Source organism: Pseudomonas sp. 10-1B, assembly GCF_000935045.1.
Taxonomy (GTDB): Bacteria; Pseudomonadota; Gammaproteobacteria; order Pseudomonadales; family Pseudomonadaceae; genus Aquipseudomonas.
In genome coordinates this window covers 60,111-86,346 of record NZ_JYKS01000036.1, presented here as the reverse complement: position 1 = coordinate 86,346, position 26,236 = coordinate 60,111, and the positions used below count along the sequence as shown (strand labels likewise).

The following is a 26,236-nucleotide window of genomic DNA, read 5'->3' as shown; positions in this document are numbered from 1 at the left end:
GCTGGAATCTCTGGGGAGCTGATAGTGCACAGCTTCGGGAGATTCGGGGGATTGTGCAAGGGGGCTGCTTTGCAGCCCATTCGCCGGCAAGCCAGCTCCCACCTCGACCGCATAGGCCTCAAGCCCTGTGCAGTACCTGTGGGAGCCGGCTTGCCGGCGATGAGGCCAGGCAATACAAGACAGTTGCTCCCACAGGTACTGCACAGTCTTCAGGATTGTGCAGTACCTGTGGGAGCTGGCTTGCCGGCGATGGGCCGCACAGCGGCCCCCTGCGGTCTTACAGGATGTAACGCGACAGGTCTTCGTTCTGCGCCAGCTCACCCAGGTGGCTGTTCACGTACGCCGCGTCGATCTGGATCGGCGCTTCGTCATGGGTGCTGGCCAGGTCGCCGGCACTGAACGACACCTCTTCGAGCAAGCGTTCGAGCAGGGTGTGCAGGCGGCGGGCACCGATGTTCTCGGTCTTTTCGTTGACCTGGTAGGCGATCTCGGCCAGGCGCTTGATACCGTCGGCGAGGAATTCGATGTTCAGGCCTTCGGTCTTGAGCAGTGCCTGGTACTGCTCGGTCAGCGAGGCGTGCGGCTCTTGCAGGATGCGCTCGAAGTCTTCCGGGGTCAGGGCCTTCAGTTCCACGCGGATCGGCAGGCGGCCTTGCAGCTCGGGCACCAGGTCGCTTGGCTTGCTCAGGTGGAACGCACCCGAGGCGATGAACAGGATGTGGTCGGTCTTGACCATGCCCAGCTTGGTGTTGACGGTGCAGCCTTCGATCAGCGGCAGCAGGTCGCGCTGCACGCCTTCGCGGGACACATCGGCGCCGCCGACATTGCCGCGCTTGGCCACCTTGTCGATCTCGTCGATGAACACGATACCGTGCTGCTCGACCGCTTCCAGGGCCTTGGCCTTGAGCTCTTCTTCGTTGACCAGGCGGCTCGCTTCTTCATCGCGAACCATCTTCAGTGCTTCTTTCACCTTCAGCTTGCGCGCCTTGCGCTTGCCCTTGCCCATGTTGGCGAACAGGCTCTGCAGCTGGTTGGTCATTTCTTCCATGCCAGGCGGCGCGGCGATCTCGACGCCGACGGCATCGGCCACTTCGATCTCGATTTCCTTGTCGTCCAGCTGGCCTTCGCGCAGGCGCTTGCGGAACAGCTGGCGGGTGTTGGAATCGGTGCTGGTCTGCGCGGCTTCTTCGCTGAAGCTGGTCACGCGTGCCTGTGGCAGCAGAGCATCGAGGATACGGTCTTCGGCGGCGTCTTCGGCGCGGTGACGCACGCGGATGATTTCCTGCTCGCGCAGCATCTTCAGCGCGGCATCGGCCAGGTCACGGATGATCGACTCGACGTCGCGGCCCACGTAGCCCACTTCGGTGAACTTGGTGGCTTCGACCTTGAGGAATGGCGCATTGGCCAATTTGGCCAGGCGGCGGGCGATTTCGGTCTTGCCGACGCCGGTGGGGCCGATCATCAGGATGTTCTTCGGGGTGACTTCAGCACGCAGCTCGGCAGGCAGCTGCATGCGCCGCCAGCGGTTGCGCAGGGCGATGGCCACGGCGCGCTTGGCGTCGTCCTGGCCGATGATGTGGCGGTTGAGTTCGTGGACGATCTCGCGGGGGGTCATGGACATGATGAAAATGGTCCTTGGGCAGATGAGTCAGCGTGGAAAAGCCCCGTCACCGGGAAGGGGCGCCAGAACAGCTGATCACTCGGCCAGGTCCTGCTCCTCGATGGTCAGGTTGTGGTTGGTGAACACGCAGATGTCGCCAGCGATGTTCAGGGCGGTCTCGGCGATTTCACGGGCCGAGAGGTCGGTCTTGTTCAGCAGGGCGCGGGCAGCGGCCTGGGCGTAGGCGCCGCCGGAGCCCATGGCGATCAGGCCGTCTTCGGGTTCGACCACGTCGCCATTGCCGGTGATGATCAGCGAGGCGTCCTTGTTGGCCACGGCCAGCATGGCCTCCAGGCGGCTCAGGGAGCGGTCGGTACGCCATTCCTTGGCCAGCTCGACGGCGGCACGGACCAGGTGGCCCTGGTGTTTCTCAAGCTGCCCTTCGAAGCGTTCGAACAGGGTGAAGGCGTCGGCGGTGGCGCCGGCGAAGCCCGCGATGACCTGGCCGTGGTACAGGCGACGAACTTTCTTGGCGTTGCCTTTCATCACGGTGTTGCCGAGGGATACCTGGCCGTCGCCGCCCATGACGACTTTGCCGTTACGGCGGACAGAAACGATGGTGGTCAAGGGGAGAGTCTCCACGCAGCGGGGCGAAAGTGCCTGATGCAGACTCATATGGGGGTGGGGGGAAGGATTTCAACCGTGGGGGATGAATGGTCAGCGTTCTCCTGCGCTGGCCTCATCGCCGGCAAGCCAGCTCCCACAGGAAAACCACAGGCCTTGAGGGCAGTGATTCCCTGTGGGATCCCACAGGAAAACCACAGGCCTTGAGAGCAGTGATTTCCTGTGGGAGCTGGCTTGCCGGCGATGAGGCCAGTGAGGGCTACTCAGGCCTCGTGGCAAACATGCCCATCGACCAAGGTATAACGCACCGCGCCCGGCAGGCAGTGGCCGATGAACGGGCAGTTCTCGCCACGCGAGAACCACTGCTCGCCAGCCACGGTCGAGGCTTGCGGGTCGAACAGCACCAGGTCGGCTGCACCACCCACTTTCAGCTCGCCGGCCGGCAGGCGCAGGGCCGCCGCCGGGCCGCTGCTCAGGCGGGCCAGCAGGGTCGGCAGGTCGAGCAGGCCGTCCTGCACCAGGGTCATGGCCAGCGGCAGCAGCAGTTCGACGCTGCTGATGCCGGGCTCGGTAGCACCGAACGGGGCCAGCTTGGCATCGCGCTCGTGTGGCTGGTGGTGGCTGGAGATCGCCTGGATCACCCCCGCCTTCACCGCCTCGCGCAAGCCGTCACGGTCAGCAGCGGTACGCAGCGGTGGCTGCACGTGGTACAGGCTGGAGAACTCGCGCAGCGATTCGTCGGTTAGGATCAGCTGGTACAGCGCCACGTCAGCGGTCACCGGCAGGCCAAGTTGCTGGGCCTGGGCGATCAGCCGCGCGCCACGGGCGCTGGTGATCTGGGTGAAGTGCGCACGCACGCCGGTCTGTTCGACCAGCAGCAGGTTGCGCGCCAGGGCCACGGTTTCGGCGCTTTCCGGGATGCCCGGCAGGCCGAGGAAGCTGGCCATGGCACCTTCATGGGCCAGGCCGCCCTGGGCCAGGTCGCGGTCCTGGGAGTGGAACACCACGGTCAGGTCGAAGGTGGCAGCGTACTCCAGGGCGCGGGCCAGGGTACGGTTGTTGGGGATTTCCTTCAGGCCGTTGCCGAAGGCCACGCAACCGGTGTCGCGCAGTGCCACCAATTCGGCCAGTTGCTCGCCCTCCAGGCCCTTGGTCAGGGCGCCGACCGGGTAGACCTTGCTGTTGGCGGCTTCGCGGGCACGGTCGAGGATCAGCTCGGCCACCGCCGAGGTGTCCAGCACCGGCTTGGTCTGTGGCGGGCAGCACAGGCTGGTGACGCCACCGGCCACGGCAGCGCGGGTTTCACTGGCGATGTTACCTTTGCGGCTGTAGCCCGGCTCACGCAAGGACACGCCGAGATCGACCAGGCCAGGCGCGGCAACCAGGCCAGCGGCCTGGATCGTACGGCTGGCGCTGAAGCCGGCCGGGGCGGCGCCGATGGCGGCAATGCGACCACCGTCCAGGTGCAGGTCGGTGACCTGGTCCAGGCCGCTGTTGGGGTCGATGACCCGGGCGCCGAGAATACTGATGGTCACAGGGCGTTCTCCTGGTCGAATTGACGTTGCGCGTTCTGCCCACTCATGGCCATGGACAGCACGGCCATGCGCACGGCGATGCCGTAGGTGACCTGGTTGAGGATCACCGAGTGCTTGCCGTCGGCCACTGCCGACTCGATTTCCACGCCGCGGTTGATCGGGCCTGGGTGCATGACGATGGCATCGGGCTTGGCACCGGCCAAGCGTGCGGTGGTCAGGCCGAACAGGCGGTAGAACTCGCCTTCGCTGGGCAGCAGGCCGCCGGCCATGCGCTCACGCTGCAGGCGCAGCATGATCACCACGTCGACGTCCTTCAGGCCTTCGGCGAGGTCGGTGTAGACCTTCACGCCATACTGCTCGATGCCGATCGGGATCAGGGTTTTCGGGCCGATCACGCGGATGTCCGGGCAACCCAGCGCTTTCAGTGCCAGCATGTCGGAGCGGGCCACGCGTGAGTGCAGGATATCGCCGACAATGGCCACCGACAGGTTCTCGAAGCTGCCCTTGTGGCGGCGGATGGTGAGCATGTCGAGCATGCCCTGGGTCGGGTGCGCATGGCGGCCGTCACCGCCGTTGATCACGGCAACTTCCGGGCATACGTGCTCGGCGATGAAGTGCGCGGCGCCAGAGTCGGAGTGGCGCACCACGAACATGTCGGCGGCCATGGCTTCGAGGTTGCGCAGGGTGTCGAACAGGGTCTCGCCCTTGCTGGTCGAAGAGGTCGACACATTGAGGCTGATCACGTCGGCCGACAGGCGCTGGGCCGCCAGCTCGAAGGTGGTACGGGTACGGGTCGAGTTCTCGAAGAACACATTGCACACGGTCTTGCCGCGCAGCAACGGGACTTTCTTCACGGCCCGGGCACCGACTTCCAGGAAGGAGTCGGCGGTGTCGAGGATCTCGGTGAGCAGTTCGCGGGGCAAACCGTCGAGCGAGAGGAAGTGGCGCAGCTGGCCCTGGTCATTGAGCTGCAGCGGGCGCTTGGCGTCGATTGGCGTCATCGCGGGGGACTCTTAAAGGGCGGAAGCGGAGGCGAGGTCCTGGCGCTCGAGGGCGAGCGGTGCGGGTCCGGTCAATTTTACCCGTTCATGGGCCGCCAGCGACAGGGTGGCGCCGAGCACATTCGGGCGGATCGGCAGTTCGCCGGCATCCAGGTCCAGCAGGCATACCAGGGAGACGCTGGCCGGGCGGCCATAATCGAACAGTTCGTTGAGCGCCGCGCGGATGGTGCGGCCGCTCATCAGTACGTCATCCACCAGCACCAGGTGCTGCCCCTCGACCTCGAACGGCAGCTCGGACGGGCGCACTTGCGGGTGCAGGCCGTTCTGGCTGAAGTCGTCACGGTAGAACGAGACGTCCAGGGTGCCCATGGGGCTGGTGTCGCCCATGGCTTCCTGCAGGGCCTGGGCGACCCAGACACCACCGGTGCGGATACCGATGTAGCGCGGCGCGGTGATGTTGCGACGGGCCAGATGGGCGCGAAGGTCGACAGCCATCTGCCGGATCAGGTCGGCTGGATTGGGTAGGCTCATTGCGTGTCTCCTGGAGGGCGCCGGGTTGGCCCGACGTAAACGCGGAAAATTAGGTATTGGCCTCCAGCCAGCCTTGCAGCAGCAGGGCGGCGGCGATGGCATCGACCGGGTTGTCGCGGTAGCTGCCGCGCTGGCCGCCACGGGCCATACGCTCGCCTTTGGCTTCGAAGGTGGTCAGGCGCTCGTCGTGGGTATGCACGGGCAGGTTGAAACGGCCGTTCAGGCGGCGGGCGAACTTCTCGGCGCGGGCGCTCATTTCGCTGGGCGTGCCGTCCATGTTCAGCGGCAGGCCGACGACGATGGCGTCCGGCTTCCATTCGGCAATCAGCTTTTCCACCTGGGCCCAGTCCGGCACGCCGTTCTGTGCCTTCAGGGTGCACAGCTCGCGGGCCTGGCCGGTGATCACCTGGCCGACGGCCACGCCGATCTGTTTGCTGCCGTAGTCGAAGCCCAGCAGTAGACGTAGTTCTGCCATCAGGCGTGGCCCGCCTGGCTGGTCAGCAGGTGCAGGTTGATGCCCAGGCTGGCGGCCGCAGCCTCCAGGCGCAGGTCGCTGGCCATGCCGAAGATGATTTCCGCGTCGAACGGGCAGTTGAGCCAGGCGTTGTCGGCCAGCTCCGCTTCCAGTTGGCCCGCTTCCCAGCCGGCATAGCCCAGGGTAATCAGGCTTTTTTGCGGCCCCACGCCTTCGGCGATGGCGAACAGCACGTCCTGCGAAGTGCTCAGTGACAGGCCCTGCAACTCGACGGTGGCCTGGTAACTGCATTCGCTGGTGTGCAGCACGAAGCCGCGGTCGGTCTGCACTGGGCCACCCTGGTAGATCGGCACCTGCAAGGTGCTGGCCGGTGGCATTTCGTCCGGGCGCAGCTGCTCGAGGATGTCGGCCAGGCTCAGTTCCTGCGGCCGGTTGACCACCAGGCCCATGGCGCCATGGGCGTTGTGCTCGACGATGTACGTGAGGGTCTGGGCGAAGTTCGGATCGGCCATGTGCGGCATGGCGATCAGGAACTGATGCTTGAGGTAGCTCGGCGTGAGGGTTTTCATGAGCGATAGTGTGGCGCCAGGTGGCGAGGCTGACAAGGTGCGCTTTGTGTCGCTTGTACCGGCCTCTTCGCGGGCACGCCCGCTCCCACAGATACTCCACAGGCTTCAAAACCGGTGAGGAACCTGTGGGAGCGGGCGTGCCCGCGAAAGGGCCAGTACAGCCAGTAAATCAGTTGCTGGACAAACGGTCCCCACGGGCAAACCGCCAGGTGCGGATGATTTCCAGGCGGTCGAACTCGGCCAGGTCCCCGGTAAACGGCGCGAACGGCGCTGCCAGCCGCACGATGCGCTGCGCCGCCTGGTCCAGCACCGGCTGCCCGGACGATTCCAGCACCAATACCTCATACAGCGAACCATCGCGGTTGATCGACACCATCATTCGCAAGTTGCCGTAAATCTGTTGCCGGCGCGCTTCGTCGGGGTAGTTCAGGTTGCCCACCCGCTCGACCTTCTTGCGCCACTCTTCCTTGTACCAGGCGCCCTTGTCGCGCATGGTCGAGGCGGCGTTGAGGCGGTGGATGCGCGGGCGCTTGGCGTACATCTGCTGCTCATTGGACAGCTCTGCCTCCAGGCTGGCGATCTGGCTCGACAGCTGCGAGCTGTCGAAGTCCGGTGCCGGTGCCGCCGGCTTGGGCTGCGGCTTGCTTTCCTTGGGCTTGGGCTCGACCTTCTGCGGCTTGGGCGCCGTGGTCACCACCGCCGACTTCTCGGGGGTAGGGGGCGGCACCACCTCGGGCCTGGCCGCGGGCGGCGGGGTGATCTTGTTGATCTTGCTGTCCTGGAACGGTGCCAGCTCGGTGGTCTTGGGCACCGCCTTCTTGTCCAGGGTGCCGCTGCCCTGCTGGTTGTCCTGGGCCTGGAAGTCGGCCTTCTCGGGCGGTTTCTCGCTTTTGAAGGTGGCCAGGGTGATATCCATGGTGTGGCGGATTTCGGCAGGCTTTACCACGCTGAAACCGACGCCAAGGATCAGCGCCAGATGCACCAGGGCAGCCAGGAACAGGGTGAAACCGAGCCGGTCCACCGGGCGAACACGGGGCGGCAGCAGGTCGGCGGGGATGTCAGCGGGCAGCGTCATCGGGTATCCAGGGGGCAGCTTCAAGCTTCAAGCTTCAAGCTACAAGTAAGAGCAGTTCGGCACAGGCTGGCTGTTCTTGTGGCTTGCAGCTTGTAGCTTGCGGCTGAGCATATTACCCCACTCTGGGTGTTTGCCGTGCGTCGGTGGTCAGCGGGCCTGCAGCTGGCGATCAATGGCATCCATCAATTGACCACCGATATCGGTGTTGTAGGCGGCATCGATTTCGCGAATGCAGGTGGGGCTGGTGACGTTGATTTCGGTCAGGTAGTCGCCGATCACGTCCAGGCCAACGAACAGCAGGCCCTTCTCGCGCAGGGTCGGGCCGACCTGGGCAGCGATCCAGCGGTCGCGGTCGGTCAGCGGGCGCGCCTCGCCACGGCCGCCGGCGGCCAGGTTGCCGCGGGTCTCGCCGCTGGCTGGGATGCGTGCCAGGCAGTAGTCGACCGGCTCGCCGTCGATCATCAGGATGCGCTTGTCGCCATCCTTGATCTGCGGCAGGTACTCCTGGGCCATGATCTGCTGGGTGCCGTGCTGGGTCAGGGTTTCCAGGATCACCGACAGGTTGGGGTCGTCCTTGCGGTGGCGGAACACCGAGGCGCCGCCCATGCCGTCCAGCGGCTTGAGGATCACGTCACCACGGCTGTTGGCGAACTCGCGCAGGATGTCCACGCGGCGGCTGACCAGGGTCGGCGCCATGCACTGCGGGAACTGGGTGGCGAACAGTTTTTCGTTGCAGTCACGCAGGCTCTGCGGGCGGTTGACCACCAGCACGCCTTCACGCTCGGCCTGTTCCAGCAGGTAGGTGCTGTAGACGAACTCCATGTCGAAGGGTGGGTCCTTGCGCATCAGGATCACGTCCAGGTCGGCCAGCGCGCTGTCCTGCTCCTCGCCCAGCTCGAACCAGCGGGCCGGGTCGGCGAACACTTTCAGCGGGCGCATCTGCGCCCGGGCCTGGCCGGCCCCCAGGTACAGGTCGCGCTGTTCCATGTAGAACAGGCTCCAGCCGCGTGCCTGGGCGGCCAGCAGCATGGCCAGCGAGCTGTCCTTCTTGTAGGAGATGGACGCGATGGGGTCCATGACAATGCCGAGGCGAACGCTCATGGGGTGGTTCCTCTTGGCGGCGCGTGGCCGCGATGGATCGAAAGAAAAGTGGCTCAGGGTGGCGCTGTGAACGCCGCCGGTCAAGGGGTGCGGCAGATGGAATGGCCACCCGGAGTGTGCTAAAAATGCAGCTGCAAGCCTTTAGCTACAAGCCTCAAGAGAAAAGCAGTCACGCGCCGATTGGCTGTTTCTTGTAACTTGCCGCTTGCAACTTGCAGCTAAATTCCCACTGGTAGGCGTCTATGGAACAACCCCTGAAGGTGATGGTGATCGACGACTCGCGCACGATCCGCCGCACTGCGCAGATGTTGCTCGGTGAAGCGGGCTGCGAGGTGATCACCGCCAGCGATGGCTTCGATGCCCTGGCCAAGATCGTCGACCACCAGCCCGGCATCATCTTCGTCGATGTGCTGATGCCGCGCCTGGACGGCTACCAGACCTGCGCAATCATCAAGCACAACAGCGCCTTCAAGGACACCCCGGTGATCCTGCTGTCGTCGCGCGACGGCCTGTTCGACAAGGCCCGCGGCCGGGTGGTCGGGTCCGATCAGTTCCTGACCAAACCGTTCAGCAAGGAAGAACTGCTCGACGCGATTCGGGCCCACGTGCCCGGTTTTGCCGCAACTCAACAACACGCACCCTGACCGCTTCCTGGCATGGCACGGTCTTTCTTTCCTGATGGGGAAACAGCATGGCCCGAGTTCTGATTGTCGACGACTCGCCGACAGAGATGTACCGCTTGACCGAATGGCTGGAAAAGCACGGCTACCAGGTGCTCAAGGCCAGCAACGGTGCCGATGGCGTGGCCCTGGCCCGGCAGGACAAGCCCGACGCTGTGCTGATGGACATCGTCATGCCTGGCATGAACGGCTTCCAGGCCACTCGCCAGCTCAGCAAAGACCCGGAAACCAGCGCTATCCCGGTTATCGTGGTGACCACCAAGGACCAGGAAACCGACCGTATCTGGGCCACGCGCCAGGGCGCGCGCGACTTCCTGACCAAACCGGTGGAAGAGGGCGCGCTGATCGCCAAGCTCAAAGAAGTGCTGGGGGCTTGACCACCCGCCCGCAGGGCGCGTCGCTGACCGCCTTCGAGTTGTTGCTGGACATCGACCGGCGTTGCCGCCTGCTGGTCGCCGACCAGCCGCCGCAGGACAACCGCCTGCAACAGTGGAGCGGCATCGGCTTTCGCATTGCCGGGCAGTGGTTCGTCGCGCCCATGGGCGAGGTGGCCGAGGTGTTGCGCGAACCACGCAGCAGCCGTGTCCCCGGCGTGCAGCCGTGGGTATGCGGGGTGGCCAACCTGCGTGGCCGGCTGTTGCCGGTGCTGGACCTGAGCAGTTTCTTCGGCCTTGGCCAAGCCGCCCCGGGCAAGCAGCGACGGGTGCTGGTGCTGGACCACGAGGACCTGTTCGTCGGCCTGCTGGTGGACGAGGTGCTGGGCCTGCAGCACTTTGCCCTGGACAGCCTGCAGTTGTCGCCGCCGCAGCCACTGATCCGCGCCGCTGCACCTTTTGTGCAGGGGCATTTCCCGCGTGAACGCAACTGGGCGATCTTCAGCCCCTTCGCCCTGGCCCAGGCGCCGGGCTTTCTCGATGTGGCGTTATAGGACCTGCGAACGTGAACAAGCCTGCCACCCCCGTCACTGCCACCACCGTGACCCCACGTACTCGCAGCATCGCGCAGATCACCGTGCTGTTTCTGATCCTGATCCTGTCGATCATCCTGTTGTTCGCCAACTTTGCCTACCTGAACACCCAGTCCAACTACGACAAGCAGTACATCGGCCATGCCGGCGAACTGCGCGTGCTGTCGCAGCGTATCGCCAAGAACGCCACCGAGGCCGCCACCGGCAAGGCCTTGGCCTTCAAGCTGCTGTCGGATGCGCGCAACGATTTCGAACGGCGCTGGGGCTACCTGCGCCAGGGTGACAAGTCCACCGGCCTGCCCCCCGCGCCGTCCACGGTGCGTGATGAGATGGAAGCGGTACACCGCGACTGGGAAAACCTGCGCAAGAACACCGATACCATCCTGGCCAGCGAGCAGACCGTGCTGTCGCTGCACCAGGTGGCGGCGACCCTGGCCGAGACCGTGCCGCAGTTGCAGGTCGAATACGAAAAAGTCGTCGAGATCCTGTTGCAGAGCGGCGCCCCGGCCAACCAGGTAGCGGTGGCCCAGCGCCAGTTGTTGCTGGCCGAACGCATCCTCGGCTCGGTCAACACCGTGCTGGCCGGTGACGATTCCGCAGCCCAGGCGGCCGACGCCTTTGGCCGCGATGCCGCGCGCTTTGGCCAGGTGCTCGAAGGCATGCTCAGTGGCAACGCGGCAATCCAGGTGACCCGCGTCGAGGATGCCGACGCCCGCGCGCGCCTGGGCGAAATCGCCGAACTGTTCCAGTTCGTCGCAGGTTCGGTGGACGAAATCCTCGAAACCTCGCCCGAACTGTTCCGTGTGCGGGAGGCCGCGGGCAACATCTTCAGCCTGTCACAGACCCTGCTCGACGAGGCCTCGCACCTGGCCAACGGCTTCGAGAACCTGGCCGGCGGGCGCACCCTCGACACTGTTGGCGGCTACGCCCTGGGCCTGTTGGCGCTGGCCTCGATCATCCTCATCGGCCTGGTCATGGTGCGCACCACCAACCGCCAACTGCGCGAGACGGCGGAAAAGAACGAACGCAACCAGCAGGCGATCATGCGCCTGCTCGACGAAATCGAAGAGCTGGCCGATGGTGACCTGACCGTGACCGTATCGGTTACCGAGGACTTCACCGGCGCTATTGCCGACTCGATCAACTATTCCGTGGACCAGTTGCGTGACCTGGTCGCCACCATCAACCACAGCGCCGTGCAGGTCGCCGCCGCCGTGCAGGACACGCAGAACACCGCCCGCCAGCTGGCCAAGGCCTCCGAGCATCAGGCCGAGCAGATCAGCGAGGCGTCCGAGGCGGTTGGCGACATGGTCGAGTCGATCGACCGGGTTTCCGCGCACGCCTATGAATCGGCCAAGGTCGCCGAGCGCTCGGTAGCCATCGCCAACAAGGGCAACGAGGTGGTGCACAACACCATCAACGGCATGGACAACATTCGCGAACAGATCCAGGACACCGCCAAGCGGATCAAGCGCCTGGGCGAGTCGTCCCAGGAAATCGGCGACATCGTCAGCCTGATCGACGACATTGCCGACCAGACCAACATCCTCGCCCTCAACGCGGCGATCCAGGCCTCGCTGGCCGGTGAAGCCGGCCGCGGCTTTGCCGTGGTCGCCGACGAGGTGCAGCGCCTGGCCGAACGCTCGTCGTCGGCCACCCGGCAGATCGAGGCGCTGGTGCGGACCATCCAGGCCGACACCAACGAGGCGGTGATCTCCATGGAGCAGACCACCGCCGAAGTGGTGCGCGGCGCCCGCCTGGCCCAGGATGCCGGGGTGGCGCTGGCCGAGATCGAAGGGGTCTCGCAGAACCTGGCCGACCTTATCCACAGCATTTCCGACGCAGCCCAGCTGCAAACCTCGTCGGCTGGGCAGATCTCCCACACCATGGCGGTGATCCAGCAGATTACCGCGCAGACCTCCGCTGGCTCCGGCGCCACTGCCGACAGCATCCGCCACCTGGCCCGCATGGCCAGCGAGATGCGCCGTTCGGTGTCCGGTTTCACCCTGCCGCCACCTGCAGAGCCCAACTCGAAGAGCCCTGCCGAAGAGCCGCGCTAAGGAGTGCCCATGGCTGTAGCTGCAGTAAGCCCCGAGCGCCACGACACCGTGGCGCTGGCCTGGACCAAGGCCGCCATGCTCGACTGCCTGGGCCAGGCGCGCCAGGCCCTGGAACGCTTTGCCGGTGAGCCTGGCGACCTGTCGATGCTGGCCTTCGTGGTCGACAACCTGCACCAGGTGCACGGCTGCCTGCGCATGCTCGAACTGCGCGGCGCCACGCGCCTGGCCGAAGAACTGGAGCTGTTCGCCAAGGCCTTGGCCGATGGTCAGGTCAGCCCCCGAGGTGACTGCCTGGGCGCGTTGTTCCGCGGCCTGGAGCAATTGCCGTCGTACCTGGAGCGCTTGCGCGGCGCGCGCCACGACCTGCCGTTGGTGATGCTGCCGCTGCTCAACCAGCTGCGTGCCTGCCGTGGCGAGGAGCCGTTGGCCCAGGCCAGCCTGATCAGCGGCGCCGCCCAGCGTTTTGCCGGTGCCGACGACCTGGCCAACCTCGACCTGTCACTGGGCAACTGGCGCGAGCAGCTGCAGGCCGGGCCGGGCCGTGATGCCCTGCGCTCGGTGGTGACCGCGCTGTGCGACGACCTGATGCGCATCAAGGAGCGCCTGGATCAGTTCGTGCGCAGCGACCGCCAGCACAGCGAGCAGCTCGATGACCTGCTGGCGCCGCTGCGCCATGTCGCCGACACCCTGGCCGTGCTGGGCTTCCAGCAGCCACGCCGGGTGATCATCGACCAGGTGCTGGCGTTGCAGGCCTTGGCCCAGGGCGAGCGCTCGGTGGACGACGCGGTGTTGATGGACGTGGCGGGGGCCCTGTTGTACGTGGAGGCCACCCTCAACGGCATGGTCGGCCCACTGGAGGAAAACGGCCAGGGCGGCCTGCCAGGCTCGGATCTGGCCGAGATCCGCCAACTGGTACTCAACGAGTCGCTGAACGTGCTGCAGCAGGCCAAGGACCTGATCGGCGATTGCCTGGAGTCTGGCTGGCCGCGACAACGCCTGCAACCCTTGCCAGGGTTGTTGCAGCAGGTTCGCGGGGCTCTGGCGATGTTGATGCTGCCGGCCGTGGCCGAGCTGTTTGCTGGTTGCGCCAGCTACGTGCAACGCTGGCTGCAGCACTTGGACGTGGAGCCGCCGGCCGATGAGCTGACGCACCTGGCCGAGGCCCTGAGCGCCGCCGAATGCTACCTGCAGTGGCGGGTGGCCGACCCATTGGCGGATGGCCAGCCCTTCATCGACATGGCGCGCGCCAGCCTGGCGGCGCTGGGGGTGCATTGCGCCTTGGTCGAAGCCGGCGCGTGCCTGGATGATAGCGGCGATGGCATCGATGACGAGCTGCGCGAGGTGTTCCTCGAAGAGGCCGGTGAGCTGCTGCCGGAAATCGAGCGCCAGTGGCTGCGCTGGCGTGCCGACAACCAGCAGCGCGAGGCGCTAGGGGAAGTGCGCCGCGCGCTGCACACCCTCAAAGGCAGCGGCCGCATGGTGCATGCCGAGGCGGTGGCCGAGCTGGCCTGGGGCGCCGAGCACCTGCTGAACCGGGTGCTGGAGGGCCGTAGCGTGCTCAGCCCGGAAGGTGTGGTGGCCTTGCAACAGGTGTTCGTCCACCTGCCCGACCTGCTGGCCGACTTTGCCGCCGGCCAGTTGCCGCAACTGACCGAGATCGAACAGCTGGCCGGGCACCTGCATGCCCTGGCCGAGAACGACGCCCCGGCAGCCAGCGATATCGACGGCCTCGATCCGCAGTTGCTGGATATCTTCCGCGCGGAGGCGCAGGGCCATCTGGCCAGCCTCGATGCGTTCCTGCAGGGCGCCGACGGCCACGACACGCCGGTCAGTGACGGTTTGCAGCGTGCCCTGCACACGCTCAAGGGCAGTGCCGCCATGGCCGGGGTGATGCCGGTTGCCGAACTGGCCACTGCCTTCGACCGCCTGGCCCGTGAATACAAGGGCCATCAGCTGCCCCTGCAAATGGCCGAGATAGAATGGCTGGAAGCCGCGCGCTCGCTGTTCCACCTGGGCCTGGCGCAACTCGACAGCACGCCGCTGGCGGCCATCCCCGGCGCCGCGGAGTTGATCGAACAGGTCGGCCAGGCGGTGGATGGGCGTTTGGCCAGTCTGCATGAAGGCCCGCAGCATGCGCGGCGCAACAAGCGCGACCCGCAGTTGACCGCCAGTTTCCTGGCCCAGGCCATGGATATCCTGCTCGATGCCGAGTCGTTGCTGTCGCGCTGGCAGGAACAGCCGGGCCAGCGTGACGTGCTGGAAACCCTGCTCGATGAACTGACCAGCTTGGGCCACGCTGCACACTTGGCCGACCTGTGGCAGATGGATGATGTGTGCGAAGCCCTGCTCGACCTGTACGGCGCCGTGGAGGAGGGCAGCCTGCCCGCCGATGCGCGCTTCTTCGCCCAGGCGCAGCGTGCCCACGAAGCCCTGCTGGACATGCTCGACGAAGTGGCGGCCGGGCAGGACATCCCGCCCCGGCCGGAGCTGGTCGACAGCCTGCGCAACCTGCTGGGCCAGGCCCTGGCGCCGGATGCCACCGGCCTGGTGGGCATCGACACGGTCACCCCGCTGCACCCGGATATGGACTTGGCCGATACCCTTGGCCTGGGGCTGCCACGCAAGCCCATGCTGCCTGATGTGACGCAAACGCTGGTCGAAGAGCCGGAAAGCCCTGGCGAGGAGCTGCTGGAAGTCTTCCTCGAAGAAAGCTCGGACATCGTCGAGAGCGCCGCAGCGGCCTTGGCGCGTTGGCAGGCCGACCCGCGTAGCAGTGTCGAGGTGGACAACCTGATGCGCGACCTGCACACCCTCAAGGGCGTGGCGCGCATGGTCGAGATCGCGCCGATCGGCGACCTGGCCCACGAGCTGGAGTTTCTCTACGAACTGCTGGCCGCCGGCCGTCTGCCGCCGAGCGCGCCGCTGTTCGCCCTGCTACAGAATTGCCATGATCGCCTGGCCCACATGCTCGATGCCGTACGCCTCGGGCAGCCGTTGCATGCTGCCACGGCGCTGATCGACTACATCCGTAACTTCAGTAGCGCGGCGCTGACCGACAGTGCCGCTGGCCAGGGGCCGGTCGAAGCCGCTACCAGTGAGGTGCCGGCGGCGGCACCGGAGCGGGCGCCGGGCGACATGGTCAAGGTCGATGCCGAGTTGCTCGACGACCTCGGTAACCTGGCGGGCGAGCACTCGATCATTCGTGGGCGCATCGAGCAGCAGGTCAACGATGCGCAGTTCACCCTCAACGAGATGGAAACCACCCTGGAGCGCATGCGCGACCAGTTGCTGCGCCTGGACATCGAGACCCAGGGGCGGATCCTCAGCCGTCAGCAGTTCGAAGGTGATGCCTATGATGACTTCGACCCGCTGGAGATGGACCGCCATTCGCAACTGCAGCAACTTTCGCGCGCTCTGTTCGAGTCTGCCTCGGACCTGCTCGACCTCAAGGAAACCCTGGCCCAACGCGCGCAGGAGGCCTATGGCCTGTTGCAGCAGCAGGCGCGGGTGAACAGCCAGTTGCAGGAAGGCCTGACCGCGACCCTGATGGTGCCGTTCGAACGCTTGGTGCCACGCTTGCAGCGTGTGGTGCGGCAGGTGGCCAGCGAGCTGGGCAAGCAGGTGGAACTGGTGGTCGGCAATGCCGAGGGCGAGCTGGACCGCAGTGTGCTCGAACGCATGGTGGCGCCCTTGGAGCACATGCTGCGCAACGCCGTCGACCATGGCTTGGAAAGCCGCGAAATGCGTTTGGCCGCTGGCAAGCCGGAGCAGGGCACCATCCACCTGAACTTGCTGCACGAAGGCGCCGATATCGTCATCGAAATGGCCGACGACGGTGCTGGCGTGCCACTGGAAGCGGTGCGGCGCAAGGCTATCAAGCGTGGCCTGCTGGACCCGCAGGCGCATTTGAGCGATCACGAGATACTGCAGTTCATCCTGCGCCCGGGCTTTTCCACCGCCGAGAAGATCACCCAGATTTCCGGGCGCGGCCTGGGCATGGACGTGGTGCACGAGGAGGTCAAGCAGCTAGGCGGCTCGATGACTATCGAATCGGCCCAGGGCAAGGGCGCGCGCTTCCTGATCCGGCTGCCGTTCACCGTGTCGGTCAACCGTGCGCTGATGGTGCACCTGGGCGAAGAGCAGTACGCGATTCCGCTGAATACCATCGAGGGTATCGTCCGTGTGCCACCGGCGGAGCTCGCGGCGTGCTACCAGCTGGACGTCCCCCGTTATGCCTACGCCGGCCACGAATACGAGCTGCGTTACCTGGGCGAACTGCTGCAAGGCCTGCCACGCCCCGCATTGCTGGGGCAGAGCGTGCCACTGCCGGTGCTGCTGGTGCATTCCCAGGAGCAATCGTTCGCCATCCAGGCCGACGGCCTGTCGCCCAGCCGCGAGATCGTGGTGAAGAGTCTGGGGCCGCAGTTTGCCGCGGTTGCCGGGTTATCGGGCGCGACGTTGCTGGGCGATGGCCGGGTGGTGCTGATTCTCGACCTGCTGGGCCAGTTGCGTGGCCAGCAGCGGCGCCTGGCGCGCCTGCCGGGTGGCGGCATTGCCCAGCACCCGGTGTCCGGCCCGGCGCCGCGACGGGCATTGCTGGTGATGGTGGTGGATGACTCGGTGACGGTGCGCAAGGTCACCAGCCGCCTGCTGGAACGCCATGGCATGAGCGTGCTGACAGCCAAGGACGGGGTCGATGCCATGGCCCTGCTGGAAGAACACCGCCCCGATGTGTTGCTGCTGGATATCGAGATGCCGCGCATGGACGGCTTCGAAGTGGCCACACGCATCCGCCGTGACGCGCGCCTGAAAGACCTGCCGATCATCATGATCACCTCGCGCACCGGGCAAAAGCACCGCGACCGTGCCATGGCCATCGGTGTCAACGAATACCTGGGCAAGCCGTACCAGGAGTCGCTGTTGTTGCAGAACATCGCCCACTGGAGCCAGACCCATGCTTGAACTTATCGCCGGCCAGCGCAGCAGCCTGACCGGGCTGTTGCTACCGTTGGGTGACCGAACGCTGGTATTGCCCAACGTGGCAGTGGCCGAGTTGAGCGGCCAGCGCAACCTGGTGTGCCAGCGTGGCGAGCCAGCCTGGCACCTGGGCTGGATCGACTGGCGCCAGCAACGCCTGCCATTGGTCGGCTTCGAGGCAGCATGCGGTGGCGAGACACCTTGCGGCGAACGTGCGCGGGTGGTGGTGCTCAATGCCCTGGGCGACACCGGCCTTCGCTACCTGGCGCTGTTGCTGCAGGACATCCCGCGCTCGTGCAAGCTCGACAGCCAGCTGAACTATGTGGATGTGGCGCTGGGCCGCCTGGAGCTGGCGGCGGTGCAGGTGGGCGAGCAGGTGGCGCGGGTGCCCGACCTGGTTGCACTGGAAAGGCTGGTGCGTGACGCGGAACTGCAACCTGACCTTGGGTAGGATGTGAGGCGCGTGGCCTCATCGCCGGCAAGCCAGCTCCCACAGGGATAGTGCAAACCCCAGCGATTGTGCGGTCCCTGTGGGAGATTCTATGGTTTTCTTCAAGCCAGCTCCCACAGGGATAGCGTAAATCCCAGCGATTGTGCGGTCCCTGTGGGAGATTCTATGGTTTTCTTCAAGCCAGCTCCCACAGGGATAGCGCAAATCCCAGCCATTGTGCGGTCCCTGTGGGAGCTGGCTTGCCGGCGATAGGGCCGGAACAGACATCATCAGGAACCCAGCCCACCTCAGGAGGTCTGTGTTTGCATGTATTACGGTGAACGCTTCAACGCCTGGACCCACCTGGTCGGTGCCGTCCTGGCCTGTATCGGGGCCATCTGGCTGATCGTGGTCGCGGGCCTGCAGGGCGACCCGTGGAAGATCGTCAGCTTCTCCATCTACGGCAGCACCTTGCTGCTGCTGTACAGCATTTCCACCCTGTACCACAGCACCCGCGGGCGGGCGAAGGTGATCATGCGCAAGCTCGATCACCTGTCGATCTACCTGCTGATCGCCGGCAGCTACACGCCGTTCTGCCTGGTCAGCCTGCGCGGCCCGTGGGGCTGGAGCCTGTTCGGCGTGGTCTGGGGGCTGGCGGTGGTCGGCATGCTGCAGGAGATCAAGCCGCGCTCCGAGGCACGCATCCTGTCGATCATCATCTATGCGGTAATGGGCTGGATCGTGCTGGTGGCGGTCAAGCCATTGCTGCACTCACTGGGCAGCGCCGGCTTTGCCTGGCTGGCCGCCGGCGGGGTGTTCTACACCGTGGGCATCATCTTCTTCGCCTTCGACAGCCGCTTCCGCCACTGGCACGGCATCTGGCACCTGTTCGTGATCGCCGGCAGCCTCATGCACTTCGTGGCGGTGTCGTTCTACGTGCGTTAGTCAAAAGTCGCCCCACAACTGCTGTGCCACCGACAGCGCCACCACGGGCGCGGTCTCGGTACGCAGCACGCGTGGGCCGAGGCGTGCGGCGTGGAAGCCGGCGGCCTTGGCCTGCTCGACTTCGACATCGCTCAGGCCGCCTTCGGGGCCGATCAGGAAGGCCAGGTTCGCCGGCTTGGCGTGGCTGGTAAGCGGCTCGGCTACCGGGTGCAGCACCAGTTTCAGGTCTGCCTGGGTGCTGTTCAGCCATTCGGCCAGGGTGACTGGCGGGTGGATGACCGGCAAGGTCGAGCGGCCGCATTGTTCGCAGGCACTGATCGCCACCTGGCGCCAGTGGGCCAGACGCTTGTCGGCGCGTTCGTCCTTCAGGCGCACTTCGCAGCGTTCGCTGACGATCGGGGTAATCTCATTGGCGCCCAATTCGGTAGCCTTCTGGATCGCCCAGTCCATGCGCTCGCCACGCGACAAGCCCTGGCCGAGGTGGATATGCAGCGGTGACTCGGCCTGGCCGACGAGGGCCTGGTCGAGGCTGACGCGTACGGTTTTCTTGCCCACTTCGAGCAACTGGCCACGGTATTCCTGGCCGCTGCCGTCGAACAGCTGCACGGCGTCGCCAGGGGCCATGCGCAGTACCCGGCCGATGTAATGAGCCTGGGCTTCGGGCAGGTCGTGCTGGCCAAGGCTCAGGGGGGCGTCGATGAAGAAGCGGGACAGTCTCATGAGTTTGCTCGGTAGAAGAGAGACGCAGATCCCCTGTGGGAGCGGGCGTGCCCGCGAAGCAAGCACCGCGGTGTCTGGCAAGGGCTTCGCCCTTGTTCGCGGCGGTTCGACGCATCGACATGCCCGATCCCACAGGAAATGTAGTGTGGCGAACTGCCGGGCCTAGCCCGGGTCGCGGAAATCGGGGTGGAAGTCTGCGGGAACCGCCACGCTGACGCTATCGCGGGTGGCGATATCGATGCCTTCGCTGGCCACTTCGGCGAGGAAGTCGATCTGCTCCGGGGTGATCACATACGGCGGCAGGAAGTACACCACGCTGCCCAGCGGGCGCAGCAGGGCGCCGCGGGTCAGGGCATGTTCGAACACCTTCAGGCCACGCCGCTCCTGCCACGGGTAGGCGACCTTGCCGGCCTTGTCCTGGACCATCTCGATGGCCAGGGCCATGCCGGTCTGGCGGATTTCGGCCACATGCGGGTGGTCGGCCAGGTGCGCGGTGGCGCTGGCCATGCGCGTGGCCAGGGCCTTGTTGGCCTCGATCACGTTGTCCTGTTCGAAGATGTCCAGGGTCGCCAGCGCCGCGGCGCAGGCCAGCGGGTTGCCGGTGTAGCTGTGCGAGTGGAGGAACGCGCGCAGGGTCGGGTAATCGTCGTAGAACGCCTGGTACACCTTGTCGGTGGTCAGGCAGGCGGCCAGCGGCAGATAGCCGCCGGTCAGGGCCTTGGACAGGCACAGGAAGTCCGGGCGGATACCGGCCTGTTCGCAGGCGAACATCGTGCCGGTGCGGCCGAAGCCCACGGCAATTTCGTCATGGATCAGGTGCACGTCGTAGCGGTCGCAAGCTTCGCGCAGCAGCTTGAGGTACACCGGGTGGTACATGCGCATGCCGCCGGCACCCTGGATCAACGGCTCGACGATCACCGCGCTGATCGAGGCGTGGTGTTCGGCCAGGGTCTGCTCCATGGCCTGGAACATGTTGCGCGAGTGCTCCTCCCAGCTCATGCCCTCGGGGCGCAGGTAGCAGTCGGGGCTGGGCACCTTGAGGGTGTCGAGCAGCAGCGCCTTGTAGGTTTCGGTGAACAGCGGCACATCGCCAACCGACATGGCGGCGATGGTTTCGCCGTGGTAGCTGTTGGTCAGGGTGACGAAGCGTTTCTTGCCCGGTTTGCCGATGTTCTGCCAGTAGTGGAAGCTCATCTTCAGCGCCACTTCGATGCACGACGAGCCGTTGTCGGCGTAGAACACCCGGTCGAGCCCGGCCGGGGTCATGGCTACCAGGCGCTCGGACAGCTCGATCACCGGCTGGTGGCTGAACCCCGCCAGGATCACATGCTCCAGCTGGTCGACCTGGTCCTTGATGCGCTGGTTGATGCGCGGGTTGGCATGGCCGAACACGTTGACCCACCAGCTGCTCACCGCATCCAGGTAGCGCTTGCCTTCGAAGTCTTCCAGCCACACGCCGTCGCCACGCTTGATCGGGATCAGCGGCAACTGCTCGTGGTCTTTCATCTGGGTGCAGGGGTGCCACAGGACCTTGAGGTCGCGTTGCATCCACTGATCATTGAGGCCCATGGGCACTTCTCCTGGCTTCGCGGCTTGGTTCGACCGCGTAAGCCTAAGCAATGCCGCAGGGCAGGACAACCGCCGCGCTTCAATGGCGGTGGCGCTCGTCCATTCGGGTTGCGGATGCAACGGGCTGAAAATAAAAAATCCAATTGCCAAAAGCACTTGATATCACTGCGCTGGCAGGGTTGGCGAACCTGACGTATTCTTAACGCATCTCTCTCGGGGCACCCCTGCCTCTCCCCGTTCGTGTAATGTCTGACTCGGAGTTCGCCGACATGGCTGCTGCTTGGGTGCGCCTGTGCGCGTTGGTATTGATTGGTGTGTCCAGCGGCGCCGCGCTGGCAAAGGACAAGACGCCCACGGCGATCGTGGTGGGTGGTGGCCTGGCGGGCCTGACGGCAGCCTACGAGCTGCAGAACAAAGGCTGGCAGGTGACGCTGCTGGAAGCCAAGCCGGGCATGGGCGGGCGTTCGGGCCTGGCCACCAGCGAATGGATCGGCAACGCCAAGGCGCAGCCGGTGCTCAACCAGTACCTCGACCGTTTCAAGCTTGAAACACTGCCGGCGCCGGAGTTCGTGCGTACCCCCGGCTACCTGATCGACGGCGAGTATTTCAGCGCCACCGACCTGGCTACCAAGCAGCCGGCCACCGCCGAGGCGCTCAAACGTTACGAGAAAACCCTCGACGACCTGGCCCGCTCGATCGACGACCCGCTGAACCCACAGGCAACCAGCACGCTGTTCGCCCTCGACCAGATCAACGTTTCCACTTGGCTAAACAAACTGCAACTGCCGACCACCGCCCGTCAGCTGGTCAACCAGCAGATCCGTACCCGCTACGACGAGCCATCGCGCCTGTCGCTGCTGTATTTCGCCCAGCAGAACCGCGTGTACCGCGGCGTCAGCGACCGCGACCTGCGTGCCGCGCGCCTGCCCGGCGGCAGCCCGGTGCTGGCCCAGGCCTTCGTCAAGCAGTTGAAAACCATCAAGACCAGCTCGCCGGTGACCGCCATCGTCCAGGACAAGGACGGTGTAACGGTCAAGGTCGGCAGCGTCGGTTACCAGGCCGATTACCTGGTCATGGCCGTGCCCCTGCGCGCCCTCGCCAAGATCCAGATGACCCCGGGCCTGGACAGCCAGCACCTGGCGGCGCTGAAGGGCACCAACTATGGCTGGCGCGACCAGCTGATGCTCAAGTTCAAGCAGCCGGTGTGGGAAAGCCGCGCGCGCATGTCGGGCGAAATCTTCAGTAATGCGGGCCTGGGCATGCTGTGGATCGAACCGGCACTCAAGGGTGGCGCCAACGTGGTGATCAACCTGTCTGGCGACAACGCCCGCCTGCTGCAGGCGTTCGGCGACAAGCAGATGGTCGACCAGGTGCTGATCCGTCTGCATGCATTCTACCCGCAGGCCCGCGGCTCGTTCACTGGCTACGAGGTCAAGCGCTACAGCACCGACGCCGGTACCGGCGGTGCCTACCTGGCCTATGGCCCGGGGCAGATCAGCAAGTACTGGCGCCTGTGGGAGCGCCCGGTGCAGCGCATTACCTTTGCCGGTGAGCATACCGATGCCCTGTACCCGGGCACCCTGGAAGGCGCCCTGCGCAGTGGCCAGCGCGCCGCCAGCCAGGCGCAGGACCTGCTGGCCGGCAAGTCGTTCGACCCAGCCAAGGCGGCACCGGTTGCGGCGGCGGCAGGCGCGGCTGCCGCCAAGCAGGGCCAGCCAGGCTTCTTCAAGCGTCTTTTTGGCGGGGCGGACAAGCCCGAAGTGAAGGCCGAGCCGGCCAAGAAAGCTGCGGCCAATACCCAGGCCAAGGCTGATTGACCTGTTGTGGCTGCTACCCGTATCGCCGGCAAGCCAGCTCCCACAGGTTCGTCATAGGTTCGAAGGCCTGTGCAATACCTGTGGGAGCCGGCTTGCCGGCGATAGGGCCGGCACTGACAAGCGCAATTTCCCCGACTATCGTTAATGTTTCCTTAATGGGAAGCTTACAGAATTAACATCGGATTTTTCGATAATCCAAAGCAATTTTTTCTGCTTTTATTCGATACGTTACGCGTTAGTCTGTGCACAGCTTTCACGGGGAAACACGTCAACATGCAACTGCGCAATTCATCTTCTCGCTACGGCGTGGTCAGCATCGTCCTGCACTGGGGCGTAGCGCTGGCAGTCTTCGGCTTGTTCGGCCTGGGCCTGTGGATGGTCGGGCTCGACTACTACAGCCCTTGGCGCAAAGCCGGCCCGGACCTGCACAAGAGCATCGGTCTGGTGCTGCTGGCGGTGATGCTGCTGCGGGTGCTCTGGCGCTTCGTCAGCCCACCGCCACCGGCACCGGCCAACCATGGCGCTTTCACCCGCCTGGCGGCCAAGCTGGGCCACCTGGCCCTGTACCTCGGGCTGTTTGCGGTAATGGTCGCCGGTTACCTGATTTCCACTGCCGACGGCGTCGGCATTCCGGTGTTCGGCCTGTTCGAGGTACCGGCACTGGTCAGCGACCTGCCCGACCAGGCAGACCTGGCTGGTGTGATTCATCTCTGGCTGGCCTGGGGCCTGGTGATTTTTGCCGTGCTGCATGCCCTGGCAGCGCTCAAGCACCATTTCATCGACCGTGACGCGACCCTGACCCGCATGCTGGGCCGCAAAGCTTGACTCTCAACCTCAATTGCATAGGAAGGAAGAAAGGATGTTGAAAAAGACTTTTGCCGCTCTGGCGCTCGGTACCGCTCTGCTCTCCGCTGGACAGGCCATGGCTGCCGAGTACAAGATCGACAAGGAAGGCCAGCACGCATTCGTTGACTGGAAGATCAGCCACCTGGGTTACAGCTTCATCCACGGCACCTTCAAGGACTTCGACGGCAAGTTCACCTGGGACAGCGCCAAGCCTGAAGACAGCAAGATCAGCGTCGACCTGAAAACCGCCAGCCTGTGGTCGAACCACGCCGAGCGTGACAAGCACATCGCCAGCGCCGACTTCCTTGACGTGAAGAAGTACCCGGAAGCCAAGTTCGTCTCCACCAGCGTCAAGTCGACTGGTGACAAGACCGCTGACGTGACCGGCGACCTGACCATGCACGGCGTGACCAAGCCCGTCACCTTCAAGGCTACCTTCAACGGTGAAGGCAAGGACCCATGGGGCGGCGAGCGCGCTGGTTTCAACGCTACCACCACGCTGAACCTGAACGACTTCGGCATCAAGGGCCCGGGCGCCACTTCGCAGACCCTGGACCTGGACATCAGTGTTGAAGGTGTGAAGCAGAAGTAATTTGCTTTAGCTGAAAACCAAGGGGGCTGCTTCGCAGCCCTTTCGCGACACAAGGCCGCTCCCACAAGTACACCGTTGACCTACAGGTCGGTGCGTTTCTTGTGGGAGCGGCCTTGTGTCGCGAAAGGGCCGCAAAGCGGCCCCCTTGTCGTATCAGCCCTTGCGGGTCAGCAGTGCCGGGCGCTCGCCACGTGGGCGGCTTGGCAGGTCATCCAGTTGCTCTGGCGTCGGGTAACGATCGAGCTTGGATTCCTTGCGAATGATCACCGGCTGTTTTTCCGGCTGGCGTGAGCTACGCACTGCCGGCTCTTGCCGGGCTGCATCGTCACGGGCCGGGCGACCACGGCCACCGCCGTCACGGCGTGCACCGCCACCGTTGTTGGCCCGGGGCGGGCGTTTTTCGCCGCTGCCGCTGCGCTGCTGGCCGCCATTGCGGCCTTGGCCACCGGCGTTGCTGCGCTGGCCATTACCTTGGCCCTGAGCTTGACCGGCGTTGCTACCCGGGCGGCGGTTGCGGCCCTGGCCCTTGCCGTTCTGGTACGGGCTGACGTAGTCGGCGCGGTTGCCGAAGTTGTCGATATCGTCGTCCAGGAACTCTTCCGGATCACGGTCGACCGGCACTTTCGGCACGCTGCTGTTGCTGGCCTGCTGCTGTTGCTGGCGCGGCTTCTTGTCACGCGGCTTGCGTTGCTGCTGTTGCTTGTCGCCGCTCTTTTCCTTGTCGGCCGGCTTGTCGGCAGCTTGCTGCTTGGTCTTGCCTTTATCCTTGCCCTTGTCCTTGCGGCCGCCGTTGGCGTCTTTGCCGCCTTCGCCACGGGCCTGCTGGTTACGGCCACCGCGGCCGTTGTTCTGCTGGCGCTCGCGCACTTCAGGCTTTTCGGCTTCTACCTGGCTGGCATCGAAGCCCATCAGGTCGCCATCCGGGATGCGCTGCCTGGTCACCCGCTCGATGCTCTTGAGCAGCTTCTCTTCATCTGGCGCGACCATGGAGATGGCTTCGCCCGAACGCCCGGCACGGCCAGTACGGCCGATGCGGTGAACGTAGTCTTCCTCGACGTTCGGCAGCTCGAAGTTGACCACGTGGGGCAGCTGGTCGATGTCCAGGCCGCGGGCGGCGATGTCGGTGGCGACCAGGACGCGCACACTGTTGGCCTTGAAGTCGGCCAGGGCCTTGGTGCGGGCGTTCTGGCTCTTGTTGCCGTGGATCGCAGCGGCAGTCAGGCCGTGCTTTTCCAGGTATTCGGCCAGACGGTTGGCGCCGTGCTTGGTACGGGTGAACACCAATACCTGTTCCCAGGCACCTTGGGTGATCAGGTGCGCCAGCAGCGCGCGCTTGTGGCTGGCGGGCAGGCGGTAGACACGCTGCTCGATACGCTCGACGGTGGTGTTCGGCGGGGTGACTTCGATTCGCTCCGGGTTATGCAGGAGCTTGTCGGCGAGGTCGGTGATGTCCTTGGAGAAGGTGGCCGAGAACAGCAGGTTCTGGCGCTTGGCCGGCAGGCGGGCGAGGACCTTCTTGACGTCATGGATGAAGCCCATGTCGAGCATGCGGTCGGCTTCGTCGAGGACCAGGATTTCCACGTGGGCCAGGTCGACCTTGCCTTGGCCAGCCAGGTCGAGCAAGCGGCCCGGGCAGGCGACTAGCACGTCGACGCCCTTGGCGATGGCCTGGATCTGCGGGTTCATGCCAACGCCGCCGAAGATGCAGGCGCTGACCAGTGGCAGGTCACGGGCATAGACCTTGAAGCTGTCATGCACCTGGGCTGCCAGTTCGCGGGTCGGGGTCAGCACCAGTACGCGTGGCTGGCGCGGGCCATGGCGCTGCGACTTGTCGGGGTGGCCGGCCGGGAACAGGCGCTCGAGAATCGGCAGGGCGAAGCCGCCGGTTTTACCAGTACCTGTCTGTGCGGCAACCATCAGGTCGCGGCCTTGCAACACGGCGGGAATGGCCCGCTGTTGCACGGGGGTCGGCTGGGTATAGCCCGCAGCCTCGATAGCGCGGACAAGAGCCTCGGAGAGACCGAGGGAAGCAAAGGACATGGGCAATCCTGTTCTCGTGTGGGCTGGGCCCGTTTGGGATGTTCTGCCTGGCGCGACGGGCATCGTTGGGATGCGATCGCGT

Annotated in this window: 21 protein-coding genes and 1 pseudogene; 10 read left to right on the top strand and 12 right to left on the bottom strand. The window is 65.2% G+C overall.

The window, feature by feature from the left end:
* Positions 1 to 277: 277 nt before the first annotated feature.
* The 9 genes from hslU to gshB form a co-directional block, all read right to left on the bottom strand.
* Positions 278 to 1,621: an ATP-dependent protease ATPase subunit HslU gene (gene hslU / locus TZ03_RS20025; RefSeq protein WP_051099912.1), complete on the bottom strand. Its 1,344-nt coding sequence runs from the start codon at positions 1,619 to 1,621 to the stop codon at positions 278 to 280.
* A gap of 75 nt (positions 1,622 to 1,696) precedes the next feature.
* Positions 1,697 to 2,227: an ATP-dependent protease subunit HslV gene (gene hslV, locus TZ03_RS20020; RefSeq protein WP_025340909.1), complete on the bottom strand. Its 531-nt coding sequence runs from the start codon at positions 2,225 to 2,227 to the stop codon at positions 1,697 to 1,699.
* A gap of 260 nt (positions 2,228 to 2,487) precedes the next feature.
* On the bottom strand, positions 2,488 to 3,759 hold the full coding sequence (locus TZ03_RS20015; protein WP_051099911.1) for a dihydroorotase: 1,272 nt from the start codon (positions 3,757 to 3,759) through the stop codon (positions 2,488 to 2,490).
* Complete coding sequence (locus TZ03_RS20010; RefSeq protein WP_051099910.1) at positions 3,756 to 4,760, bottom strand: aspartate carbamoyltransferase catalytic subunit; 1,005 nt, start codon at positions 4,758 to 4,760, stop codon at positions 3,756 to 3,758. The genes TZ03_RS20015 and TZ03_RS20010 overlap by 4 nt, the downstream gene beginning before the upstream one ends.
* Before the next feature lie 12 nt (positions 4,761 to 4,772).
* The gene (gene pyrR / locus TZ03_RS20005) at positions 4,773 to 5,291 is read right to left on the bottom strand and encodes a bifunctional pyr operon transcriptional regulator/uracil phosphoribosyltransferase PyrR (protein WP_051099909.1); all 519 of its coding nucleotides are present in this window, start codon (positions 5,289 to 5,291) and stop codon (positions 4,773 to 4,775) included.
* A 49-nt stretch (positions 5,292 to 5,340) separates the two neighbouring features.
* Complete coding sequence (ruvX, locus tag TZ03_RS20000) at positions 5,341 to 5,766, bottom strand: Holliday junction resolvase RuvX (protein ID WP_003249316.1); 426 nt, start codon at positions 5,764 to 5,766, stop codon at positions 5,341 to 5,343.
* Positions 5,766 to 6,335 carry a YqgE/AlgH family protein gene (locus TZ03_RS19995; protein WP_051099908.1) on the bottom strand — a complete coding sequence of 190 codons (570 nt, stop codon included), beginning with the start codon at positions 6,333 to 6,335 and terminating at the stop codon, positions 5,766 to 5,768. The genes ruvX and TZ03_RS19995 overlap by 1 nt, the downstream gene beginning before the upstream one ends.
* A gap of 169 nt (positions 6,336 to 6,504) precedes the next feature.
* Positions 6,505 to 7,410: an energy transducer TonB gene (locus TZ03_RS19990; protein ID WP_051099907.1), complete on the bottom strand. Its 906-nt coding sequence runs from the start codon at positions 7,408 to 7,410 to the stop codon at positions 6,505 to 6,507.
* Between the two features lie 147 nt (positions 7,411 to 7,557).
* Complete coding sequence (gene gshB / locus TZ03_RS19985) at positions 7,558 to 8,511, bottom strand: glutathione synthase (protein WP_051099906.1); 954 nt, start codon at positions 8,509 to 8,511, stop codon at positions 7,558 to 7,560.
* A 242-nt stretch (positions 8,512 to 8,753) separates the two neighbouring features.
* Here gshB and TZ03_RS19980 point away from each other — a divergent pair, with 242 nt between their 5' ends.
* The 7 genes from TZ03_RS19980 (at position 8,754) to trhA (ending at position 18,570) form a co-directional block, all read left to right on the top strand.
* Positions 8,754 to 9,155: a response regulator gene (locus TZ03_RS19980; protein WP_051099905.1), complete on the top strand. Its 402-nt coding sequence runs from the start codon at positions 8,754 to 8,756 to the stop codon at positions 9,153 to 9,155.
* Positions 9,156 to 9,202: 47 nt separating this feature from the next.
* Entirely contained in the window at positions 9,203 to 9,568 is a 366-nt protein-coding gene (pilH, locus tag TZ03_RS19975) for a twitching motility response regulator PilH (RefSeq protein ID WP_051099904.1), read from the top strand.
* Positions 9,565 to 10,119, top strand: a complete 555-nt coding sequence (locus TZ03_RS19970; RefSeq protein WP_051099903.1) for a chemotaxis protein CheW — start codon at positions 9,565 to 9,567, stop codon at positions 10,117 to 10,119. The genes pilH and TZ03_RS19970 overlap by 4 nt, the downstream gene beginning before the upstream one ends.
* A 47-nt stretch (positions 10,120 to 10,166) precedes the next feature.
* The gene (locus tag TZ03_RS19965) at positions 10,167 to 12,218 is read left to right on the top strand and encodes a methyl-accepting chemotaxis protein (RefSeq protein ID WP_236692860.1); all 2,052 of its coding nucleotides are present in this window, start codon (positions 10,167 to 10,169) and stop codon (positions 12,216 to 12,218) included.
* 9 nt (positions 12,219 to 12,227) lie between these two features.
* Entirely contained in the window at positions 12,228 to 17,180 is a 4,953-nt protein-coding gene (locus tag TZ03_RS19960) for an Hpt domain-containing protein (RefSeq protein ID WP_051099901.1), read from the top strand.
* A complete protein-coding gene (locus TZ03_RS19955; protein WP_051099900.1) occupies positions 17,173 to 17,646 on the top strand; it encodes a chemotaxis protein CheW in 474 nt (157 codons plus the stop codon). The genes TZ03_RS19960 and TZ03_RS19955 overlap by 8 nt, the downstream gene beginning before the upstream one ends.
* Before the next feature lie 306 nt (positions 17,647 to 17,952).
* Positions 17,953 to 18,570, top strand: a complete 618-nt coding sequence (gene trhA / locus TZ03_RS19950; protein WP_051099899.1) for a PAQR family membrane homeostasis protein TrhA — start codon at positions 17,953 to 17,955, stop codon at positions 18,568 to 18,570.
* Here trhA and TZ03_RS19945 read toward each other — a convergent pair whose 3' ends face one another.
* Together TZ03_RS19945 and TZ03_RS19940 are read right to left on the bottom strand one after the other, a co-directional pair.
* On the bottom strand, positions 18,571 to 19,290 hold the full coding sequence (locus TZ03_RS19945) for a 16S rRNA (uracil(1498)-N(3))-methyltransferase (protein WP_051099898.1): 720 nt from the start codon (positions 19,288 to 19,290) through the stop codon (positions 18,571 to 18,573).
* A gap of 162 nt (positions 19,291 to 19,452) precedes the next feature.
* Positions 19,453 to 20,859, bottom strand: coding sequence for an adenosylmethionine--8-amino-7-oxononanoate transaminase (locus TZ03_RS19940; protein ID WP_051099897.1), 1,407 nt, complete (start codon positions 20,857 to 20,859; stop codon positions 19,453 to 19,455).
* A gap of 269 nt (positions 20,860 to 21,128) precedes the next feature.
* Here TZ03_RS19940 and TZ03_RS19935 point away from each other — a divergent pair.
* From TZ03_RS19935 to TZ03_RS19925, 3 genes and pseudogenes are all read left to right on the top strand, one after another.
* Positions 21,129 to 22,670, top strand: a pseudogene (locus tag TZ03_RS19935) (flavin monoamine oxidase family protein); the annotation flags it as partial.
* Positions 22,671 to 22,949: 279 nt separating this feature from the next.
* A complete protein-coding gene (locus TZ03_RS19930) occupies positions 22,950 to 23,501 on the top strand; it encodes a cytochrome b (protein ID WP_051099896.1) in 552 nt (183 codons plus the stop codon).
* Positions 23,502 to 23,535: 34 nt separating this feature from the next.
* A complete protein-coding gene (locus tag TZ03_RS19925; RefSeq protein ID WP_051099895.1) occupies positions 23,536 to 24,114 on the top strand; it encodes a YceI family protein in 579 nt (192 codons plus the stop codon).
* 153 nt (positions 24,115 to 24,267) lie between these two features.
* Here the strand turns inward: TZ03_RS19925 and TZ03_RS19920 are convergent, their stop codons facing one another.
* Positions 24,268 to 26,154, bottom strand: coding sequence for a DEAD/DEAH box helicase (locus tag TZ03_RS19920; RefSeq protein ID WP_051099894.1), 1,887 nt, complete (start codon positions 26,152 to 26,154; stop codon positions 24,268 to 24,270).
* Positions 26,155 to 26,236 lie beyond the last annotated feature (82 nt).

Excerpts from the sequence above, each read along its gene's own strand:
- hslU (WP_051099912.1), bottom strand. The coding sequence starts at position 1,621 with ATGTCCATGACCCCCCGCGAGATCGTCCACGAACTCAACCGCCACATC.
- TZ03_RS20010 (WP_051099910.1), bottom strand. The coding sequence starts at position 4,760 with ATGACGCCAATCGACGCCAAGCGCCCGCTGCAGCTCAATGACCAGGGC.
- pyrR (WP_051099909.1), bottom strand. The coding sequence starts at position 5,291 with ATGAGCCTACCCAATCCAGCCGACCTGATCCGGCAGATGGCTGTCGAC.
- ruvX (WP_003249316.1), bottom strand. The coding sequence starts at position 5,766 with ATGGCAGAACTACGTCTACTGCTGGGCTTCGACTACGGCAGCAAACAG.
- TZ03_RS19995 (WP_051099908.1), bottom strand. The coding sequence starts at position 6,335 with ATGAAAACCCTCACGCCGAGCTACCTCAAGCATCAGTTCCTGATCGCC.
- TZ03_RS19990 (WP_051099907.1), bottom strand. The coding sequence starts at position 7,410 with ATGACGCTGCCCGCTGACATCCCCGCCGACCTGCTGCCGCCCCGTGTT.
- gshB (WP_051099906.1), bottom strand. The coding sequence starts at position 8,511 with ATGAGCGTTCGCCTCGGCATTGTCATGGACCCCATCGCGTCCATCTCC.
- TZ03_RS19980 (WP_051099905.1), top strand. The coding sequence starts at position 8,754 with ATGGAACAACCCCTGAAGGTGATGGTGATCGACGACTCGCGCACGATC.
- pilH (WP_051099904.1), top strand. The coding sequence starts at position 9,203 with ATGGCCCGAGTTCTGATTGTCGACGACTCGCCGACAGAGATGTACCGC.
- TZ03_RS19960 (WP_051099901.1), top strand. The coding sequence starts at position 12,228 with ATGGCTGTAGCTGCAGTAAGCCCCGAGCGCCACGACACCGTGGCGCTG.
- TZ03_RS19955 (WP_051099900.1), top strand. The coding sequence starts at position 17,173 with ATGCTTGAACTTATCGCCGGCCAGCGCAGCAGCCTGACCGGGCTGTTG.
- trhA (WP_051099899.1), top strand. The coding sequence starts at position 17,953 with ATGTATTACGGTGAACGCTTCAACGCCTGGACCCACCTGGTCGGTGCC.
- TZ03_RS19945 (WP_051099898.1), bottom strand. The coding sequence starts at position 19,290 with ATGAGACTGTCCCGCTTCTTCATCGACGCCCCCCTGAGCCTTGGCCAG.
- TZ03_RS19940 (WP_051099897.1), bottom strand. The coding sequence starts at position 20,859 with ATGGGCCTCAATGATCAGTGGATGCAACGCGACCTCAAGGTCCTGTGG.
- TZ03_RS19930 (WP_051099896.1), top strand. The coding sequence starts at position 22,950 with ATGCAACTGCGCAATTCATCTTCTCGCTACGGCGTGGTCAGCATCGTC.
- TZ03_RS19925 (WP_051099895.1), top strand. The coding sequence starts at position 23,536 with ATGTTGAAAAAGACTTTTGCCGCTCTGGCGCTCGGTACCGCTCTGCTC.
- TZ03_RS19920 (WP_051099894.1), bottom strand. The coding sequence starts at position 26,154 with ATGTCCTTTGCTTCCCTCGGTCTCTCCGAGGCTCTTGTCCGCGCTATC.